The 19,358-nt window shown below is 67.5% G+C and carries 18 protein-coding genes; 9 read left to right on the top strand and 9 right to left on the bottom strand.

What is annotated here, in order from left to right; translation table 11 throughout:
- On the top strand, positions 1-780 hold the full coding sequence (locus JI746_RS25575) for a nucleotidyltransferase family protein (RefSeq protein WP_201693148.1): 780 nt from the start codon (positions 1-3) through the stop codon (positions 778-780).
- Positions 781-801: 21 nt separating this feature from the next.
- Here the strand turns inward: JI746_RS25575 and JI746_RS25570 are convergent, their stop codons facing one another.
- Positions 802-1,599, bottom strand: a complete 798-nt coding sequence (locus JI746_RS25570; protein ID WP_236600137.1) for a phosphocholine cytidylyltransferase family protein — start codon at positions 1,597-1,599, stop codon at positions 802-804.
- Positions 1,590-2,273, bottom strand: a complete 684-nt coding sequence (locus JI746_RS25565) for a 4'-phosphopantetheinyl transferase family protein (RefSeq protein ID WP_201693147.1) — start codon at positions 2,271-2,273, stop codon at positions 1,590-1,592. The genes JI746_RS25570 and JI746_RS25565 overlap by 10 nt, the downstream gene beginning before the upstream one ends.
- 46 nt (positions 2,274-2,319) lie before the next feature.
- Here JI746_RS25565 and JI746_RS25560 point away from each other — a divergent pair, with 46 nt between their 5' ends.
- The 7 genes from JI746_RS25560 (at position 2,320) to JI746_RS25530 (ending at position 10,893) form a co-directional block, all read left to right on the top strand.
- Positions 2,320-3,630 carry a cytochrome P450 gene (locus tag JI746_RS25560; protein ID WP_201693146.1) on the top strand — a complete coding sequence of 437 codons (1,311 nt, stop codon included), beginning with the start codon at positions 2,320-2,322 and terminating at the stop codon, positions 3,628-3,630.
- Between the two features lie 5 nt (positions 3,631-3,635).
- Positions 3,636-5,594 (top strand): non-ribosomal peptide synthetase, encoded by a 1,959-nt coding sequence (locus tag JI746_RS25555; RefSeq protein ID WP_201693145.1) that lies wholly within the window; start codon positions 3,636-3,638, stop codon positions 5,592-5,594.
- Between the two features lie 263 nt (positions 5,595-5,857).
- Positions 5,858-7,639, top strand: coding sequence for a fatty acyl-AMP ligase (locus JI746_RS25550; RefSeq protein ID WP_236600136.1), 1,782 nt, complete (start codon positions 5,858-5,860; stop codon positions 7,637-7,639).
- The gene (locus JI746_RS25545; protein ID WP_201693143.1) at positions 7,611-7,904 is read left to right on the top strand and encodes an acyl carrier protein; all 294 of its coding nucleotides are present in this window, start codon (positions 7,611-7,613) and stop codon (positions 7,902-7,904) included. The genes JI746_RS25550 and JI746_RS25545 overlap by 29 nt, the downstream gene beginning before the upstream one ends.
- Positions 7,901-9,082 carry a serine palmitoyltransferase gene (spt, locus tag JI746_RS25540; protein WP_201693142.1) on the top strand — a complete coding sequence of 394 codons (1,182 nt, stop codon included), beginning with the start codon at positions 7,901-7,903 and terminating at the stop codon, positions 9,080-9,082. The genes JI746_RS25545 and spt overlap by 4 nt, the downstream gene beginning before the upstream one ends.
- Before the next feature lie 25 nt (positions 9,083-9,107).
- On the top strand, positions 9,108-9,956 hold the full coding sequence (locus JI746_RS25535; protein ID WP_201693141.1) for a hypothetical protein: 849 nt from the start codon (positions 9,108-9,110) through the stop codon (positions 9,954-9,956).
- Positions 9,957-10,005: 49 nt separating this feature from the next.
- Entirely contained in the window at positions 10,006-10,893 is an 888-nt protein-coding gene (locus JI746_RS25530) for a glycosyltransferase family protein (RefSeq protein WP_201693140.1), read from the top strand.
- Between the two features lie 6 nt (positions 10,894-10,899).
- Here JI746_RS25530 and JI746_RS25525 read toward each other — a convergent pair whose 3' ends face one another.
- Both JI746_RS25525 and JI746_RS25520 read right to left on the bottom strand, forming a co-directional pair.
- Complete coding sequence (locus tag JI746_RS25525) at positions 10,900-11,967, bottom strand: ELM1/GtrOC1 family putative glycosyltransferase (RefSeq protein ID WP_201693139.1); 1,068 nt, start codon at positions 11,965-11,967, stop codon at positions 10,900-10,902.
- 6 nt (positions 11,968-11,973) lie between these two features.
- Positions 11,974-12,960, bottom strand: coding sequence for an NAD-dependent epimerase/dehydratase family protein (locus tag JI746_RS25520; RefSeq protein WP_201693138.1), 987 nt, complete (start codon positions 12,958-12,960; stop codon positions 11,974-11,976).
- 92 nt (positions 12,961-13,052) lie between these two features.
- On the opposite strand from JI746_RS25520, the gene JI746_RS25515 reads away from it, so the two are divergent.
- Positions 13,053-13,370: a hypothetical protein gene (locus JI746_RS25515; protein WP_201693137.1), complete on the top strand. Its 318-nt coding sequence runs from the start codon at positions 13,053-13,055 to the stop codon at positions 13,368-13,370.
- Between the two features lie 99 nt (positions 13,371-13,469).
- On the opposite strand, the gene JI746_RS28295 is transcribed toward JI746_RS25515, so the two are convergent.
- The 5 genes from JI746_RS28295 to JI746_RS25495 all read right to left on the bottom strand — a co-directional run bounded on the left by JI746_RS28295 (position 13,470) and on the right by JI746_RS25495 (position 18,874).
- Entirely contained in the window at positions 13,470-13,697 is a 228-nt protein-coding gene (locus JI746_RS28295; RefSeq protein WP_330893084.1) for a GDCCVxC domain-containing (seleno)protein, read from the bottom strand.
- 1,673 nt (positions 13,698-15,370) lie between these two features.
- Complete coding sequence (locus JI746_RS25510) at positions 15,371-15,586, bottom strand: hypothetical protein (protein ID WP_201693136.1); 216 nt, start codon at positions 15,584-15,586, stop codon at positions 15,371-15,373.
- A 600-nt stretch (positions 15,587-16,186) separates the two neighbouring features.
- Entirely contained in the window at positions 16,187-16,399 is a 213-nt protein-coding gene (locus JI746_RS25505) for a CpXC domain-containing protein (RefSeq protein WP_201693135.1), read from the bottom strand.
- Complete coding sequence (locus tag JI746_RS25500) at positions 16,396-16,929, bottom strand: MltR family transcriptional regulator (protein WP_201693134.1); 534 nt, start codon at positions 16,927-16,929, stop codon at positions 16,396-16,398. The genes JI746_RS25505 and JI746_RS25500 overlap by 4 nt, the downstream gene beginning before the upstream one ends.
- Positions 16,930-18,292: 1,363 nt before the next feature.
- The gene (locus JI746_RS25495; protein ID WP_201693133.1) at positions 18,293-18,874 is read right to left on the bottom strand and encodes a hypothetical protein; all 582 of its coding nucleotides are present in this window, start codon (positions 18,872-18,874) and stop codon (positions 18,293-18,295) included.
- Between the last annotated feature and the right edge of the window lie 484 nt (positions 18,875-19,358).

The raw sequence follows: 19,358 nt of genomic DNA, 5'->3' as shown, positions 1-19,358 counted from the left end.
ATGCCCGGCCTCACCGCCCTGGTGCTGGCCGGCACGCGCCCCGGCGGCGACCCGCTGGCCGAGTACGCCGGCGTCAGCCACAAGGCGCTGATCGCCATCGGCGGCAGCACGATGATCGAGCGCGTCGTCGCCGCGCTCGCGGCTGCGCCCGAGGTCGGCCGCATCCTGGTTGCGATCGACAGCCCGCAGCGGCTGGAAGGACTGGCCGGCCTGCTGCCCGCAAGCTGCGGCAAGCCCCTGGCCACCCTGCCGACGGCCGACGGCCCCAGCGCCACGGTCGCGGCGGCACTGGCGCGCGAAGGCGCCCCGCTGCTGGTCACCACCGCTGACCATGCGCTGCTGCAGCCGGAGTGGATCCACGAGTTCCTGGCCGCGTGCCCGGCCGATGCCGACGTGGTCGCGGCCCTGGCCGGGCGCGCTGCCGTGGAGGCGGCTGCGCCCGGCACCCGGCGCACCTGGTTGCGCTTCGCCGACGGCGACTTCTCCGGTTGCAACCTGTTCCTGCTCGCCCGGCCGCAGGCCGCCGGCGCGGTGGCCCTGTGGCGCGAACTCGAGGCGGCGCGCAAGGAGCCCCTGCGCCTGATGCAGCGCCTGGGATGGAGCTTTGCCTTGCGCTATCGGTTCGGCCGGCTTTCGTCGACGGCTGCGGTCGCCCGCCTCGGCGCGATGGCAGGCAACGCGCGGGTGGCGCTGGTGGCCATGCGCGACGGCCGCGCGGCCATCGACGTGGACAAACCCGCGGACCTGGACCTCGTGCGCGCACTCGTCAGCACCGGCTGAACGCGCCGGCGCTGCGGTCGATCAGGCCGCGGCTTCGGTCAGGCCGAACGTGCCGCTCTCCGCGCGGGTGCCTTGCCAGCCGGCGACCAGTTCCCGCAGGAAGCTCAGGTCGGCCGGGAAGTCGAGCTCGCCCCATTGCAGGCCTTCGATCGAAGCCACGCGGACCTCGGCACCCGCGCCCGCGAGCCGATGGATCGCCGACAGGTACCAGAGGCCCGGCCCCTCCGGCGTGCGCATGGTGCGCTCGAGTTCCTCGACGAAGAGCGCCGCGCCCGCCGCGTCGAAGCGCAGGAAGCCGATCGACTCGCCGTCGACCACCTCGCGCGGCAAGGTCTTGCCGATCGCGCGCAGGCGCTGGCCCTGGGTCTGCACCTTCATGTCGTCGTCGTCGTAGCGCGGCTTGCGGTCGATGGTGACGGTGATGGGCGCAGGCGGCGCGGCCAGCAGCCGGCGCGCGATCTCGGGCTCGAACAGCGTGTCGCCGTTGAGCACCAGGCACGGGCGATCGAGCTCGGCGCGCGCCATCCAGCAACTGGCCAGGTTGTCGGCCAGCTTGTAGAAGGGATTGAACAGCGTGCGCACGGCGATGCCCGGCGGCGCCATGTGCTGCAGCGCATGGTGCACCAGGTCGTCGCGGAACCCGGTCACCACCACGGCCTCCGCGATGCCGGTTTCGGCCAGGGCGCGCAACTGCCACTCGAGCATGCTGCGGCCGCCCAGTTCGAGCAGGCACTTGGGAAGGTTTTGCGTCAGGGGCAGCAGCCGGCTGCCTTGGCCGGCAGCGAGGATGAGGGCACGGCCGGGTCTGGTCAATTGCATTCCACCTGTTCTCGGGAAAGATGCTCGACGGTCACGCAGGCTAACGATTGTCGGCCCGGCCCGCAAGCCAGATGGGCCACATGGGCGATTCCCATAGGGATTGAAGCGGTTTGCCACGCAACTCCGGCAAACGTGGCACCGCCATCCGCGCCTTGCGTGTCGACGTGCCGCAACTCGGCCAGGCCGCGCTGGCCCGCCGCCTTCACGACGGCCTCCTTGCGGGTCCAGATCGAATAGAAGCGGCGCGGATCGCCACCGGCCCACGCCCGCTCCGCGGCACTCAGGTAATTCGGAAAATCGGCGGCCACCAGCGACCCGATGGGTTCGACGTCGACGCCGATCGGTCCGCTGCAGGACAGGGCGCAGAGCACGCGCCCCTCGCAGTGCGACAGGCTGAAGTCGAGCGGAAGGTCCAGCGTGGGGCGGCCAGTTGGCGCGTGGCGCAAGGATGAAAGCGAGGCGTCGTGGAAGCCGAAGCGGCGCAGCCCTTCGCGCAGCAGGCGAGTGCCGAGGAGAGATCGGTGCCGCGCAGCGCCGTCGGGCCAGCGGGCGATGTCTGCCTGGCGGACTGCAGGCAGATCGCGCAGCCAGCGCGCCTCGCGCTCGGGTGCAAGCGCGAAGTCGGAGGCGATCAGCACGACGATGCGCAGGGGGGCGCTACCCGGTGTGTCCATGCATAATCCCGGCAACCGCACTTGAGCACGCAGGCACTTCCGGAGTATGGCACAGGCATTGTCGGCGCCCGGCCCGACCGAGCGCCACGATCTCGACGCCAACGACGAGAGCCTGTCGCTGCTGCTGCAGTGGCTGGCGCAGTACGGCAATACCTTTCGCGTGCCATCGCTCACGCGCCCCGTCGATGCCCTGGTCATCAACGATCCCGACGACATCCGGCGCGTGCTTCTCACCCACCGCGCCAACTACGTGAAGGGCGCCGGCCTGGAGCGGGTGCGCATGCTGGTCGGCAACGGCCTGATCGTGAGCGAGGGCGAGGCTTGGGCGCGGCAGCGCCACCGGATGCAGCCGATGTTCCAGGGCAGCGCCAACCGCGCCTTCGCGCCCATGATCCAGGACCTCCAGGCGGACCTCGTCGCGCGCTGGGCCGTGCGCGCAGGCAGCGGCGAGCCCATCGACCTGACGCGCGAACTCAGTGCGGTCGCCCTCGAGGTCGTGTTGCGCGCGCTGTTCAGCGTCGACTTCGACCGCCTCGTCCTGGCCGAGGGCAGCAACCCCTTCGATTTCCTGGCCGAGGAAAGCGTGCGCGACCTGCGCTTCGCCGCCCGGTTCCGGGCCCTGGGCCGCTTCGTGCGCGATATCGTCGATGCGCGCAGGCACGAGGGCCGCAGCGAAGCGGACTGGCTTTCGATGCTGATGCACGCCCGTGACAAGGGGGGCGAAGCGCCCATGGCCGAGCGCGCCCTGGTCGACGAAGCCCTGACGCTGATCATCGCCGGCCATGAAACCACCGCCAGCACGCTGAACTGGACCTGGTACCTGCTGTCGCAGCATCCCCAGGTGCAGCGGGAACTGCAGGCGGCCGTGGACGCACCATCGGCCCTGCCGCTGGCGGCGGAATCGGTGCCGGGCGAGACGGCGGCGGGCAGCTACGTGGAGCAGGTGCTGCAGGAAGCCCTGCGCCTCTACCCGCCGGTCTGGCTGTTCAGCCGCCGCGCCGTCGGCGACGACACGCTGGGCGGCCACCCCGTGCCGGCCGGCACGGACATCTTCATCAGCCCCTACCTGCTGCACCGCAGCGCGGCTCATTGGGAGAGTCCGGAAGCGTTCGTGCCCGAGCGCTTCGCGCCCGGAGCGGCGGCGGGGCGCCATCGCTTCGCCTACCTGCCGTTTTCCGCCGGACCGCGCTTTTGCATAGGCGCCGGTTTCGCGATGGCGGAAATGGCCATGCACCTCGCCATGGTGGCGCGGCGCTTCGAGCTGCAATACTGCGGCACCGCACCAGCCGAGCCCGAATTCCACATCAACCTGCGCACGCGGCATCCGGTCCGGATGCGGCTCATTGCGCGCACCTAGTCCGCATGCGATTCGACACGCTGCCCGCGCTCCTGTCCGCCAACGCCCGCGAAGACCGCCACCTCACCCTGATCGAGGGCGAGAAGGAGCAACGCGTCCTGAGTTTCCAGCGGCTGCGGCAGCGCGCGCTCGGCGTGCTCGCAGCGCTGCAGCGGCAGGGCCTGCGGCCCGGCGACACGATGATCCTGTGCCTGGCCGACAACGAACGCTTCCTGGAGATGTTCTGGGCCTGCGTGCTCGGCGGCATCGTCCCGGTACCGCTGGCGCCCGGCAGCACGGACGCGCATCGGCAAAAGCTCCTGCGCGTCTTTGCGCAACTGGGCGGGGCGCGCGTCTACATCGACCTGCCCGCGCTGGAGCGGCTCGAGGCCTACGCCGCAGCGAACGGACTGGACGGCACGTTCGCACAGCTGCGGGCTGCGGCCTTCGCGCCGGGCAGCCTCGCGCTCGGGGAGGCGCCCGGCGAGCCGTTCGCGTCCGGCGCGGACGCGCTCGCCTTCATCCAGTTCTCCTCCGGCTCCACCGGCGAGCCCAAGGGCGTGCTGCTGACGCACCGCAATCTCACGGCCAACATCGCGTCCATCGCCGAAGCGGCCGCGTTCACCGACCGCGACGTGGCCCTGAGCTGGATGCCGCTGTCGCACGACATGGGGCTGATCGGCTTTCACCTGACCATGCTGGCCTGCGGCATCAGCCACGCCATCATGCGCACCGAACTGTTCGCGCGCAGGCCGTTGCTCTGGCTGGAAAAGGCCGGCGAGCGCCGCGCGACCGTGCTGTGCTCGCCGAACTTCGGCTACCAGCACTACCTTCGACAGTTCGCGCTCAAGCAAACCGGCGGGATCGACCTCTCTGCGGTCCGGCTGGTCTTCAACGGCGCCGAACCCATTTCGGCCGATCTGTGCCGGCGTTTCGTCACCGCCCTCGCTCCGCACGGGCTGAAAGCCAACGCGCTGTTCCCCGTGTATGGACTCGCCGAAGCCAGCCTGGCCGTGAGCTTCCCGGCGCCGGGGGCTCCCCTGGCCACGGTGTGGCTGTCGCGTGCGAGCCTGCAGACCGGCGCGCCGGTGCGGGTGGCCGGCCCCAACGCGCCGGACGCCGTGGAATTCGTGCAACTGGGCCGCGCCTTGCCGGGCACCGAGGTCCGCATCGTGGATGCGACCGGGACGGCACTGCCGGAGCGCCACCTCGGCCCCATCGAGATCCGCGGCGAGAACGTCTCGGCAGGCTATCACCGCGGCGCGGACGCAACGGCCGGGCCGCGGCAGCCCGCCGAGTGGATGGACACCGGCGACCTCGGCTTGTTCTTCGACGGCCAGCTCGTGGTGGCGGGGCGGGCCAAGGACCTGATCATCGTCAACGGCCAGAACTACTACCCGAGCGACATCGAACAGGTCGCCGAGCAGGTCGAGGGGCTGGAGACGAACCGGGTGGCGGCGGCCGGTGTGCGCTCCGGCCCCGATGCCAGTGAGGCGCTGGCGATCTTCGTGGTGCACCGCGCCAGCCTGGAAAGCCTGGTGCCCACCGCGCTGGCCTTGCGCAGCGCGATCTCCCAGCGCACCGGGCTCGACGTCGCGCATGTGGTGCCGGTCGGCAGCATGCCCAGGACCACCAGCGGCAAGCTCCAGCGCCATGCGCTGGTGAAAGCGTTCGAGGAGGGCATGTTCGCCGCTATCCTGGCGCAGCTGGAGGCGCTGCTCCAGGCCGCCACCAGCGCGCCCGAAGCCGGCGGGCAACCGTCCTCCATCGTCGACCGCCTGCTGGCGATCTGCCGTCCGCTGGCCCCGGGGCAGCAGATCGCGCCCGAGACGAACCTGCTGGAAATCAACCTCAACTCGCTGACGCTGGCGCGCATGCACGAGGCCATCGAGCGCGAATTCCCCCAGCGCATGGAGATCACCGACTTCTTCGAACATCCGACGCTCGAGCAACTGGCGGTGGTCCTGCAGCAGCCGCGCGCTTGAGCACATGCGTCCCATACCAGCTATCCTCGCGTGCCGCCAGTTGGCGCGCCTAAACCGCGCGACGCGAACAGTCGCCGGTGCCACACGTTGCATGAATCGTCTTCGAACGCTAGAGTTTGCGGCTCCGAAAGTGAATGGAGCAGGCCCGAAGTGCTTCGGCGCAACTCTCGTTTTCCGGAGACGGACCACAAGAACAGGGTGAGGCATTGATCAAAGAAACACCTGTTGATCCGGCCCCGACGCCGACGGAAAGCGGCGTCCCGTTGCGAAGCGCCGACTTCTCCACGCTCACCGAGGCGCTCGACTACGCGGCCACCGGTGCGTCGGGCTTCAACTACTACGGCGGGCGGGACGAGGTCACGGCAACTCTGCCGTACCGCGAGCTGCGGCAGCGCGCGCTCGCCATGTCGCGCCGGCTTGCCCGCCTGGGCCGGGGGCAGCGCGTCGCTTTGGTCGCGCACACCCACCCCGATTTCGCCGTCATGTTCTACGCCTGCCAGTACGCCGGACTGGTGCCCGTTCCGCTGCCGGCGGCGGTGCACCTGGGCGGCCGGGAGGCCTATGTCAGGCACCTGCGCCAGTTGCTGGCCGACTGCCAGGCCGTGGCCGCGTTCGCGCCGGTGGAGTTCGCCGGTTTCCTGCACGAGGCCGCGCAAGGGCTGCCGCTGGCCCTGGCGGGCACGCTCGACGAGTTCCTGGCGCTTCCCGCGGACGAGGCCCAGCCCGTGCCGCCGGCCCCCTCCGAACTGGCGTACCTGCAATACACCTCGGGCAGCACGCGCTTCCCGCGCGGCACCATGATCACGCACGCCGCGGTGATGGCCAACCTGTTCGCGATCTTCAACCACGGCTTCGCGCTGACGCCGCAAGACCGCTTCTGTTCCTGGCTGCCGCACTACCACGACATGGGCCTGGTCGGCATCGTGCTCGGTTGCATCGCCACGCAACGCTCCGTGGACTACCTGCCGACGCGCGATTTCGCCATGCGGCCGCGGCTGTGGCTCCGGCTCATTTCGCGCAACCGCGCCACGATCTCCTTCAGCCCGCCGTTCGGCTACACCTTGTGCGCCCGCCGCATCCGGCCGGCGGACCTGGCGTTGCTCGATCTCTCGCACTGGCGCGTTGCCGGCGTCGGCGCCGAGATGATCCATCCCGAATCCCTGCGCCAGGTGGCCGAGATCCTGGCGCCGGCGGGCTTCCACCCCCAGGCCTTCCTTCCCTGCTACGGAATGGCCGAGTGTTCGCTGGCGGTCAGCTTCGCGGCCGTCGGCAGCATGCCCCGCAGCGACCTGGTCGACGTCGACCGGCTGTCGCGCACCGGCGAAGCCCTGCCGCCGCGCGCGGACGAAGCCGGCGTGAAGGGCAAGGCTTTCATCGACTGCGGCCGGCCCTTGCCGGGCTTCGAGGTCGAGATCCGCGGCGAGGACGGAGCCGCCCTCGGCGAGCGGCAGTGCGGCACCATCCACCTGCGCGGCGCCAGCGTCATGGCGGGCTACTTCAACAATCCCGAGGCTTCGCAGGCGGTGCTTTCCGCCGAGGGCTGGCTGAATACGGGCGACCTGGGCTACCGCGCCGAGGGCGCGCTGTACGTGACCGGCCGGATCAAGGACCTGATGATCATCAAGGGCCGCAACATCTGGCCGCAGGACCTCGAATACCTGGCGGAGCAGCAGCCCGAAGTCCGCACCAGCGATGCGTCCGCCTTCACCGTGACGGACGAAGAGGAAAACGAGACGGCGGTGCTGGTCGTGCAGTGCCGCGAGACCGACTCGCGCACGCTCGAATCACTGGCCGCGCGCCTGAAGCAGGCGATCCATTCCGAATTCGGCATCCATTGCCTGATCGAGCTGGTGCCGCCGCACACCTTGCCGCGTACCTCCTCGGGCAAGCTGTCGCGCAGCATGGCGCGCAGGGACTTCCTGGCCCGCTGCGCGGACGCGAGCCGGCTCGTGAAGTCGCCCATGCTGTTCGAAGAAGACGAAACCGGCCTGCGCACCGGGCCTGCGAGCATCCCACTTGACACTGCCTTCACCACTTCCAGCTGAGGGCGCCGGCGCTTCCGCCAGCCCGGCCGCGATCGAACACGCCATCCGCGAAGCGCTCGCCGCCATCCGCCCCGGCTCCGGCGGCCTCGCCGGCGACGCCGACCTGATGCAGGAAGCCGACCTCGATTCCATCGGCGTGATGGACCTCGTGATGGAGATCGAGGACCGCCTCGACATCTCCATTCCGGTCGAGACGCTTGCGCAGGCGCGGACCATCAACGGGCTGCGCGCCGGCATCCACGGCTTGAGCGGCCGCCATCCGTGAACCTGCTCGACAAGTTCGCTGCGCAACGGGCCCTCGCCGCCAGCCTGGCGGAGCTGGGGGGCGTCGCGCCCATCGCGACGCCCATGGACGAAATCCATTCGGCCACCTGCGCCACCATCGGCGGCCGGCGCACGGTGCTGGCGGGCACCAACAACTATCTCGGCCTGACCTTCGACGCCGCCTGCCGCGCCGCCGCCATCGAAGCCATCGAAACGCAGGGCACCGGCACCACCGGCTCACGGATGGCCAGCGGCAACTACGCCAGCCACCGCGGGCTGGAAAAGGAGCTGGCCGAAGCCTTCGGCTGGCCCGCGTGCATGGTGTTCTCCACCGGCTACCAGACGAACCTGGGCGTCATTTCCGCGCTGGCCGACACGGGCGACTTCCTGCTCGTGGACGCGGACAGCCACGCGAGCATCCACGACGGCTGCCGTCTCAGCAACGCGACCACCATCCGCTTTCGCCACAACGACCCGGACAACCTCGACCGCCGGCTGCAGCGCCTGGGCGACGATGCGCGCCGGGCGCTGATCGTGGTCGAAGGGGTGTACAGCACGCTGGGCGACCGGGCACCCCTGCGCGAGATCGCGCAGGTCAAGCGCCGCCACGGTGCCTGGCTGCTGGTCGACGAGGCGCATTCCTTCGGCATCTTCGGCCCGCGCGGCCTGGGCCTGTGCGAAGACCTCGACCTGCTGCAGGACGTCGACTTCATCGTCGGCACCTTCTCCAAGAGCCTGGGCGGCGTGGGTGGCTTCTGCGTCGGCCGCCATGCCGACCTGGACCTGCTGCGCTTCGTCAGCCGCCCCTACATCTTCACCGCCTCGTCGTCGCCGGCATCGATCGCCTCCACGCGCGCTGCATTGCGGCAACTGCTGGACGGACAGGCCTTGCGTGCCCGGCTCTGGAAGCACGCCGAGCGCTTCCATGCCGGGGCGGGCCGGCTGGGCTATCGCCTCGGCAGCCGGACACCGGGGCCCGTGGCCGCACTGGTGTTCGAAGAGCGCGCGCAGGCCCAGTCGGTGTGGCAGGCGCTGCTGGACGAGGGCGTCTATACCAACCTGATGATCCCGCCGGCCACGCCCGCCGGCGTGAGCCTGGTGCGCGTGAGCCTCAGCGCCGCGCATGACGACGAGGATATCGGGCGCATCCTCGCGGCACTGGAACGGGCACGCGGCTGAGGCCGGCTCCCGTACGCCCGACCGCATGCCTTCGCGCCGCAGCTTCGCCGTCGTGACGACCTGCCACGCCGCAGGCTATCGCGATTACGGGCGCACCATGCTCGAGAGCTATCTCGCGCACTGGCCGGCCGACGTTCCCCTGCTGCTGTATCACGAAGGCTTCGAGCCGCCGGTGGTTCCCGGCCGGGTCATGCCCCGTGACCTCCTGGCCTGCAGCCCGCAACTGGCTGCCTTCAAGGCGCGGCACGCGAACGATCCGAGGGTGTGCGGCGCGGAGCTGCCCTGGCGCCGGCTGCGCCTGGGCCCGCTGGCGATTCCCTTGCCCTGGCGCGAGCACAGGGCGGCCTACCGCTGGGACGCCATCCGGTTCGCCCACAAGAGTCATGCGGTCTTCGACGCTGCCCGCCGCACCGAGGCCGACATCCTGATCTGGATCGACGCCGATACCCGCTTCTTCGCCGATGTCGATATGGCCGAACTGGCGGCATTGGCGCCGCCGGACAGCGTGGTTGCGTGCCTGCGGCGGCCGCAGCACAGCGAGTGCGGCTTCGTGGTCTACAACCTGCGGCACCGCGAAGCCGGGCGTCTGCTGCGGGAATTCGAGGACATGTACGCCAAGGACCTGTTCCTGGCCGAGCGCGAATACCACGACTCCTATCTGTTCGACGTGGTCCGCAAGCGGGCCCAGGCGCGCGGCGCGCGGGTGCATGACATCGCCGATGGTGCCGGCTGGCAGGCCTCGCACGTGCTGATCAACTCGCGCCTGGGCCGCTTCATGGACCACATGAAAGGCCAGCGCAAGGTCGATGGCAGGAGCCGCGCCGCGGACCTGCTGGTGCGGCGCGACGAGGCTTACTGGCAGCAGAATCCGTAGTGGCGCCGTGCCTGCCCGGGCCGGCCCTGAGGGAGGGCAGAGTTCCGATATGCGCAACGCCGTCTTCATCCACACCAATCCCAGGCAGATCGTGGGCGCGCTGGTTGCCCGGCACGCGCTCCTGCGCCACAGCGCGGCGCCGGAGCGCTTCGATGTGCGCATCCTGCAGACGACCGATTTCCCGGCGCTCGGAGCCTTCGAAGGCCGCAGCTACCTGCGCGAAGGCCGCCAGGCCACCTGGCGCAACGACGACCTGCAGTCCTTCACCCCGCTGCGCTTCGCCGTCCCCGAGTTGATGGCCTACGCCGGGCGCGCCGTGCTGATCGACCCCGACATCTTCGCGCTGGCGGACATCAACGATCTGCTCGATCGCGACATGGGCGGCGCCGCCGTCATGGCCCGGCGCATGGAGGCGGATTCGCGGCGGCCGCTGCACTATGCGTCCAGCGTCATGCTGATGGACTGCGCGCGCCTGCGGCACTGGAACTGGGTGGCGGATTTCGAGCGCGTCTTCCGCGGCGAGCGCGACTACCGCGACTGGATGTGGCTGCTGCTGGAGCCGCCCGGAACGGTCGCCCCGCTGGAGTCGCAGTGGAACGATTTCGACCGGCTGGCGCCGGACACGCGAATGCTGCACAACACCCACAGGCGCACGCAGCCGTGGAAGACCGGGCTGCCCTCCGACTTCACGCCGCGCGGCACCACGCTCGGCTCGCGTGCCGGCATCTGGCTGCGCAAGCTGACCGGGCGCGGCGCCGGGCACTACAAGCGCCATCCCGATCCGGCGCAGGAGCGGCTGTTCTTCCGGCTGCTCGGCGAAGCGCTGGAGAACGGCTCCATCGACCGTGCCTTGCTGGAGGCCGAGATCGCGCGCGGCCATGTGCGCCGCGACGCGCTGGAGTGCGTTGCCCGGGCGGCGGATGTGACGGCGGGGTAGGGCGCGTCAGCTCGCGTCGATCAACCGGCGGATGCGTGTCACCGTGGCCTGCCGCTCCTGGCGTGCGAGTTCCGGGGCACGCCCCTGGCCGTCGAAGACGCCTGCCGCTTCCAGCCCCCGGACCAGCAGGCCGACGTCGCGCGTCGACGAGAGCCAGCCCAGGTCCTGCAGTGCATCGAAGCTTCGCGCGAGCAGCGACGCGGGAGCGCGTTCGGCCGCCGCGCGCCACGTCGACGCCAGCCGCCAGCGCCAGTCGGGCCGGGCCGGCAAGGCGAACGGCAGCACCGGCCGGCCGCTGAGCAGCGCCTCGGTCAGCATCGCAGCGCTGTCCATCGTCACGATGAAGCGGTCCGCCGTCCGGCGCAGAGCCGCGTAAGGGTTCTCTGCGCGGCCCCAGCGCACGACCTGCGCGGGGATCTCCAGCGCGCGCTCGATGCGATCCATCGCCGTGGCCGGCGTCCTCGGACTTCCGAGGACCCACGCGCTGCCGCCGCTGCTTCGCACCTGTTCGTTCACCCGCTGCGCCAGCGCGATCGCGGCGCTGCCGTCCAGGACATAGGGCCGGCTGTTCCCGCCGACCATCACCAGGGTCCAGGGGCGGGGCATCGCCGCCGCGTGCTGTTGCAGCGAAGCGGGCAGGGCCACGGCACGGGCCGGTTCGCCGGGCACGAAGGGCAGGCGGTTGACCAGCACGTTCTCGCGCTGCGGCAGCGCGTATTGGGGCGTGGACACGACCAGGTCGAACCAGGACAGCGGTGCCCAGGGCCGATTGACGTGGACCAGGCGCGTCCGGCCGGACGATTGGCGCTGGATCCAGCGTGCGGCCGGCACGCTCCTGCGGCCCGCGGCGAGCACCACAGGCGGCCACGGCGCTTGCAGCGGCTCCGCGTCGCGGGTGCGCCACGAGAGCCGCGTCGCACCGAGCAGGACGGGCGCCAGAGCGGCGGCGGCGTTGAACTGCAGCTGGATCACGCGATAGGGCAGGCCGAGCGCTTGCGCGATCGCCAGCAACTGCTGGTTGTCGCCATGCCGCGCGCCCAGGAGCACCCAGATGGCCGCCGCGCCTTGGCCCATGGCGCGTCAGCTGCGCAGCCAGCCGGCGGCCCGGTACCAGGCGACGGCATCCGCGAATCCGCCATCGAGGTCGAACTCGGGCGCCCACCCCGCCGGCCTGGCAAGTTCGTCGTCGGCCACGCCCCAGTCCGGGTGGCGCAGTTCGCGCAGCTTCTGGGAATTGAGCATGCTGGCCGAGCCGGCCAGGCGCGCCACGTCGCCGATCAGCGCCACGCCCTTCAGCAAGCCCTGCGGCGCCTGGAAGAACCGGGGCGCGGGGTTGGCGACGGCGCGCGCGGCAGCGGCCAGCACGGCCTCCCAGCTGTAGCCCTCCGGGTGCGCGTCCGCCATGGCAAGCACTTCGCCGCGGGGCGATGCCGCCGCGATCGACGCCACCAGCCTTGCCGCATCCTGGACGTGGATCAGGGCTGCGCGGGCGTCGGCGCGGCCTGGCAGCGGAATGCGCTGCCAGCGAGCGATCTGGAAGAAGCGCAGCGTTTCCCGGTCGTGCGGACCGTACACCGCGGGCGGCCGCAGGACCGTCACGCGCTGGCCCAGGACCTCGCGCGCCGCCGACTCGCCGGCCCGCTTGCTGGCCGCGTAGTCCGACAGGGCCGGCTCGCGCGCGGCGAGGCTCGACACCAGCACGAAGTGGGTCCCGGGCGCCACCTGCCGCACCGTCTCCGCCAGCCGGGCCACGGCCTTGCAGTTGACGTCGAAGAAATGCTGCCGGCGCGCGGCCTTGATGAGGCCGGCCAGGTGGACGACGGCGTCGGCCCCTTCCACGAGGCGGGCGAGGGCGGCTTCATCCTCGAGGGATCCCGCCACGACCTCGGGATGCGCTTGCCGCCATTCGGAGCCCTCGGGAGCACGACGCAGCAGCAGCCGCACCCGCCAGCCCGCCGAGGTCAGGGCGGCGACGACGTGCCTGCCGATGAAGCCCGACGCCCCGGTGACGGCGGCCAGCGGAGCGCGGGCGCCGCCGTCGTCAGGGGCGGGAACGGGTGGATGCATCGGCAAGGTCGTCGCAGCGCTGTCGCCGCAAGATCGGGGCGGCGCAGTATAAATGCCGCGTGGCGCGCGCGTCGCGATGGGAATCCCCTGACATGAAAAGCACCGCTCTGGTTTGCCTGCTGGCCGCAGCCTTGCCCCTGTGCGCGTTCGCGCGCTCCAAGCATCACGAAAGCGACGCCGAGCGCGAATTCAAGCAGGAAAAGGTGTGCCCCTCCACCGGTGCCATCGAGGCACGCAGTTGCCCCGGCTGGAAGATCGGCTACTTCACCCCGGAGTGCGCCGGTGGCCAGCGCACCAAGGACAACATGCACTGGATCACCGACGAAGACGCACGAACGATCAAGGCCGTCCAGCACAAGTACTGCAAGAGCTTGAAGAGGAAGTCGAAGGCGGCGGCGCCGGCGTATTGAAAGGACATTGTCGTGATGGAAAGCGAACAGAAGGTCCGCGAGGCCCCGGAGGAGCCAAGTCTTGGCGATGCGCTTCAGGCGCCCACTTCCTGCGCGGGATCATGGCGTTTCCTGCTTTGAACAGCAACCGTGAGATTCCTGGACAGGCGGACACTTCACGGAACCATAGGAGCAGAACACGCAGCAATCTCCTGGTTTGGGCGTCAGCAGCGCGTGGCATCCCGCACATTTGTGGAAGTACACGCACGAATCGGTGGGCATCGTCTCGACAGAGATGAAGCCGCACTTCGGGCAGGCGAGGTGGGATTCGAGGGTGGTGGTAGGCAGCACTTGTCCCCTCTACGGTCTAACGTCGGAGTTGTCGGTGCGTGTCCGCGTCGAACGACCTGTTAGACCTCACGTCGCACCCTTCCAAGCCAGTACGTCGGTCGGCGTCGATTGTGTGCAACGGCGGGAACGAGGATGCCTTAGTCGGTTTCTGTGTAGATGAGGCCAAACGGAAACGCTACACGCACGAGGGGCTGACAATAACACCTGTGGGTCTGGACGGCCGGAGCAACCCAAGCTACCGATCACAAGCACGCCCATCTTTAGCGGCAGTACTGTAGGACGGCACCCTTGCCACCGATCAAGGTCGAGGTGTGCTGCGAAAGATCCTCGGTGGGCGACCAATGCCCTGTAGCCGTCACTCGCGACTACTACGTCAGCTTCTGGTGGCTCGTTGCCCATTTCCTGCAGGACACGGTACGTCAACTCCGTGCGAGAGAAAAGCAGCTCAGAACTCGGAATAGAGTTGTCCACCGGAGTCGCCGACGGCACCAGTGAAGATGATCCGCCGCGCGCTGGAGCGATGAACTGGTTCGTCAAGCTCTGGAGGTCGGCTCGGCAACTCTTGCTGATCGTCGGCGAGATAGACCGCATCACAGCACCTCCAAGTGTGCTTGGCCCCGGGTCCGAGGTTGCGCTGAGGACTTCTCCTCGCGCTTGACCTGTAACGGTGTCTACCAGTTCGTACCGCGTCACGTATGCGCCGCCCTGTCGCGTGTTCGTCGTTTTCAGCAGGTGTCTCCCGGAAGGGGTCTGCATGATTTCCACCTTCACGCATTCGTCCGGGCGCATTCCTGATGTGTACAAGCGGTAAAGGCGCCCGAACCGCAACATAGGCAAACTGGCGAGGCATGCGGCCGGGTTGCTTGGCGCAATTGAAAGTCGCACAAGACCTTCTCGCGATGCTCGACCGGCGTAAATGCCAAGCGGTGTCACAGAGCCGACCAGGGACTGCTCGAAGAAAGCGGTACGCCGTTCGATAAGCAGTCGCAGAGCTGTGTCTTCGAGGACGGCCGCGGAGGTGTCAGTGAGCCCCCCCTCACCGCTCACGGGAGCGTCGCCGGAGAATGATCTCGACGACCGTGCACACACGTATTCGGCAGATACCCAAGCAACTTGGGCAAGAGATGCGCCGGCTCCGACAAGCGCAAGCGTCGCGATAACGATCCCTCGAATCACCATCTCAGCTCCTTGCTTCTCCGAAGACCCGACTCCACTGCGGCGGCGGGGAAGCGTGCCAAGGCAGCCCTGCGGAATTGACAAAGCGAAGGTACCCACACGGACCTCCTATGGAGATTCGTGACGTGGAACGTCGGAGTTGACCGGCACGCAGCGGCATTGCGCCGCAAGACGTATGTTCCCGCGCACGGCTTGCGGCGCAATGCCGCTGCGTGTCCGTGTCGAACGACCTGTTAGAGCGCATTGCCCCACGCCACGTCACCCTCGCTCTTCACGATTGCGATTTCGAACTCGCGGCCGTCACGTCGGAACCGATACCGCCCGGGAAGCAGGAGGACTCCCGAAACCCTCGCGTCGTAGCGCGCATACGGGCTGGCCTGAAAGGAAGTCATTCCCACTGGACCCGGAACATTGATCGGCCGCGCCTTGTGAGGATGAACGAGTTCGCACTCGCGCCATGAACCATTGAGTTGAATTTCGCCGTTCATTTTCAGCTAGCTCTCCTTCTTCACGTACCCCATTTGCTCAATCAATGGGGCAAGTTGGGCTTCTAGTTCCTCGTCAGTCATTGCTTGGACCGCCGCGCCTGGCTTCGCCGCTTCCAGCACTTTGATTTTCGCCTTCAGCCTAGCGTTCTCCGCTTCGACCTTGTACAGCTGCGCCTCCAAGAGCTCGAATTGCTTCTCGTAGGCGGCTATGCGCCGCTCCACGCTTGCCCCTGGAGGAGCGGCTGACTTCTTTGCTGCTCTTGATGTCGCCATATTGACCGTGCGCTCTAACGTCGGAGTTGACCGGCACGCACCGGCAAGGCGCCGCGAGACGTATGCTCCCGCGCACGGCTCGCGGCGCCTTGCCGGTGCGTGTCCGCGTCGAACGACCTGTTAGACCTCAACGCGCGTTTACGGGTCACGACCGAACTCCTGCCGGAAGATCTCTGGAGTAGAACGCAGTGCATTTTGCGCCCGCTCGCGTGTCAATTGCGTGAGATAGCCTCGCTGACCCGCTTCGCAGATGAAGAGAAAGTAGCTCCCCTCAGAAGTACGGTAGATGCGGTGTGTCAGCAGTGGCGTGTCACCGCTATCTTCGTCTTTCCTTCGCACAAGAACAGCCTTACGCAGTTCAGGGTGTGCCGCGGCTCGCGCCTCGAATGCGGCGTCGACGAGTTCCTGTTGCTTAGAGCGAGCCACGGGCGCGATAGTGAGGTCTAACGTCGGAGTTGACCGGCACGCACCGGCAAGGCGCCGCGAGACGTATGCTCCCGCGCACGGCTTGCGGCGCCTTGCCGGTGCGTGTCCGCGTCGAACGACCTGTTAGGCCGCATTTCCCGAGCCGTCACCCTTCTTCTTCAACGTAAACGTGGGAACCCGGGTGTCGTTCCAGCTCTTAACGAGTTCCCCGCAGACCTCGCAATGGAACGAATCGCTGTCCTTTGCTAGCATGCGGTAGATCTTCACCGAATAGACCGCTCCGCATTTCGGACAGGTCACGTCGGCCCCTTCGCCGCTCGACCAAGTCTTGATCATCGCTCCTCCTGTGGGATTGACCCGCTCTCATAGATCGCCGTGGGCTTGGTGCCGTCGGGAAACTGCCGCTTTGCGTGAGCGTAGCCGCAGAAAAACGCAGAAGCAAACATGTAGGCTCGTCGATAGATCTCTGCATCGTCTCGCGGATGCGAGTCCTTGGCGACCTGGAAGCTCGATAGCCTTTTGGCAAGTTGCGCTACCTCATTGGTCGCGAATGACACGTCCAGCGGGTGGTGAGCAAAGTGATTTCGAATTCGACGAACGAGAGTCAAGTTCTCGTAGTGCTCCTTGGTGATGAATCCGAAGGCGTAGGCAACCGCGATGCGCTGACTGAAGCTTGAGAGCGGCCCCATCGCTCCGAATAGGTCACCTGCAACTTGCGGGTCCTTCACCAACGATCTCAGGTACGACCCGAGGTAGTTCTCCACAAAGCCGGCGACGAGGACGGCAGCTCCTCGATCGGACTCCCTGTTAAACGCGTCCATCATCACGTTCCACTGGAACAATTCGAGTTCGGCGGGTGCAGGCATCGAACTAGCTCCGAAATGTTGGTCGATCAGGCCCCGGACTTCAGATGCGGCCTAACGTCGGAGTTGACCGGCGCGCAGTGGCATTGCGCCGGGCGGCGTAGGCTCGCCCACACGCTGCGCGGCGCGATGCCGCTGCGCGTCCGAGTCGAACGACCTGTTAGGTCTCAGTCCCACGGCGCTTGTACCGCAAGTGGACCTTGCTCGGGAAGCTGAGGTCACCTTCGAGCACCTTCTTCCATGTCTTCTCGAGAGATAGGTTCGGCCAAAGTGAACACAGCAGGTGTACGTGCGCCCCGAATTTCCAGTGATTCCGGTGGACCGCCGTGTCTCGATTGTCAAAGTAAAGCAGGTACCAGTGCGTGTGGCAAGGGGTGTAGAACAAATGCGCGGCTAGGCATCGTTGTTCTTCTGCCAATTGAAAGATCTTCGACGCGAACTTCGACACTCCTCGCGACCGAAACGGCCCGACGCCATTGGCAGCGAGAGCTGAACGCTCCGCCTCATTTGGAAGGAGATGGCTTGGGAGTCGCCTGTCGAAGTGGTTCGCATACTTGTACGGGGCCAGCACACCTCGTTGCGCCGCAAGAACCAGAGCTACCAAATCAGTTCGATGGAGTACCAAGCCTTGGCAGTGACGCTCTAGCTCTCGCTTGCTCTCGATATTGAAAATCTCGAGAAGCCTGGGCAGTTCCGGTGTGGGATCTCGCACGGCGGTATGAGACCTAACGTCGGAGTTGACCGGCACGCACCGGCAAGGCGCCGCAAGACGTATGCTCCCGCGCACGGCTTGCGGCGCCTTGCCGGTGCGTGTCCGCGTCGAACGACCTGTTAGGCCTCACTGCGCCCCCTCCGTGCTACCACCCACGCGGCTAGAAGACTGGAGGCCAGATGAGTCGGAGCGAATTCGTACCAAAGAGGATACTCGCCGGAGAACATGCCAAGCGTTCCACCGACTTCGCAGAAGTAGACGAACCAACCAATTGCGCCGACTGTGCAGCACGCAAAATACGGCCTCGACTTGGCAATGTAGAACGACACCAGCGACCCCGCAAAGAAAGAGAGGAAGGTGAACAGAATGTCAAGGACCAGCAGCCTGTCCGTGACTGACTGCGGGCCTTCGTACCCGTGATGCAGCGCTGCCTGGCTAGAGGCTTCAGGTGACCCAAACCACGAAAGCACCAGCGCGCAGACGCTTCCGACAACTACGCCGAGCAAGAAACGACTGCGACTAGGGGGCTGCATCGGTTGGAGGTGAGGTCTAACGTCGGAGTTGCATTGCGCCGCAAGACGTATGCTCGCGCGCGCGGCTTGCGGCGCAATGCCGCTGCGTGTCCGCGTCGAACGACATGTTAGGTCTCACCGCTCACAGCTCCCTGGCGCGCGACCATAGATCACCGTGCGCCTGTTGTGAGGCCCAGTTCTCGTATTGCGCACGAAAGCTCTCGAATGGCTCTGCCAGTGGGTGCCTTGGGTCCTCGCTGATCGAGTACGCCATACCCTCAATGAACCACGTCGGCGTCGCGAGCCACAACCGAGCAGCACCGAGACGCTCTGCCTGAACGTGGTGGATAAGCTCGTGCCGGAGGTAATAGTCGTGGCGACCACGACGCGAGACCACGGCACCGCTCGTACCGACGTTATACGAAGCGTTGGCTCCGAACCCGAATGACGCCTCGCAAGCCGCTGAGGCGCAGAAAATTACTCTCGGAACGCGTTCGATCCGGCCCAACTTCTGCTGAACAAAGGCAACAGCTTCCGTCTTGAGCCTTGCAGCTTCGGCGGCGAAGGAGGCATCGTCCGTACAAACACCGCTTGAGTAGCACTCGACGCCGGCCCATTGCGGAACGAGAACGCGAACGGGCTTGAAGACCGCCCAAGCCAAAAGTGGCGAGATCAGCGCGGCGAGCAGGATGAGGGCTTTGACGAAGCGAATGATTGTCACCATGGCCTTGTGAGACCTAACGTCGGAGTTGACCGGCGCGCAGCGGCAAGGCGCCGCGAGTCGTACGCTCCCGCACACGGCTCGCGGCGCCTTGCCGCTGTGCGTCCGTGTCGAACGACCTGTTAGGCCGCTGCCGAGGCTCATGGCCGCAGCAGGCGCTACCTACTGGACCGGCGAGGAGCCACGAAGGCTCATGGCCGCAGCACATGCTAGCGACTGCGCCGACCGACACGGTCGAACCTGCAACCTGTGGAATTCGCACACTGCTCGCGACGGCGCCTCCCCCGTGAAGTTCACTCCAGCGGAGTTCACCTCCAGTCGACAGGCAAGCCTCTCTGCTTGTCGTCAAGCGCGGCCGACTCCCTGTCACCGACCGCCGTATAGGAGCCACTTCGTGATCGGCATGTAGGAGCCAGTTGCCGACCGGCGTAATGGAGCCACTGCGTGATCGCCGTATTGGAGCCAGTCGCGGATCGGCATATTGGAG

The organism is Ramlibacter alkalitolerans, assembly GCF_016722765.1.
GTDB classification, from domain to species: domain Bacteria; phylum Pseudomonadota; class Gammaproteobacteria; order Burkholderiales; family Burkholderiaceae_C; genus Ramlibacter; species Ramlibacter alkalitolerans.
This window is presented reverse-complemented; position numbering and strand designations above follow the sequence as displayed.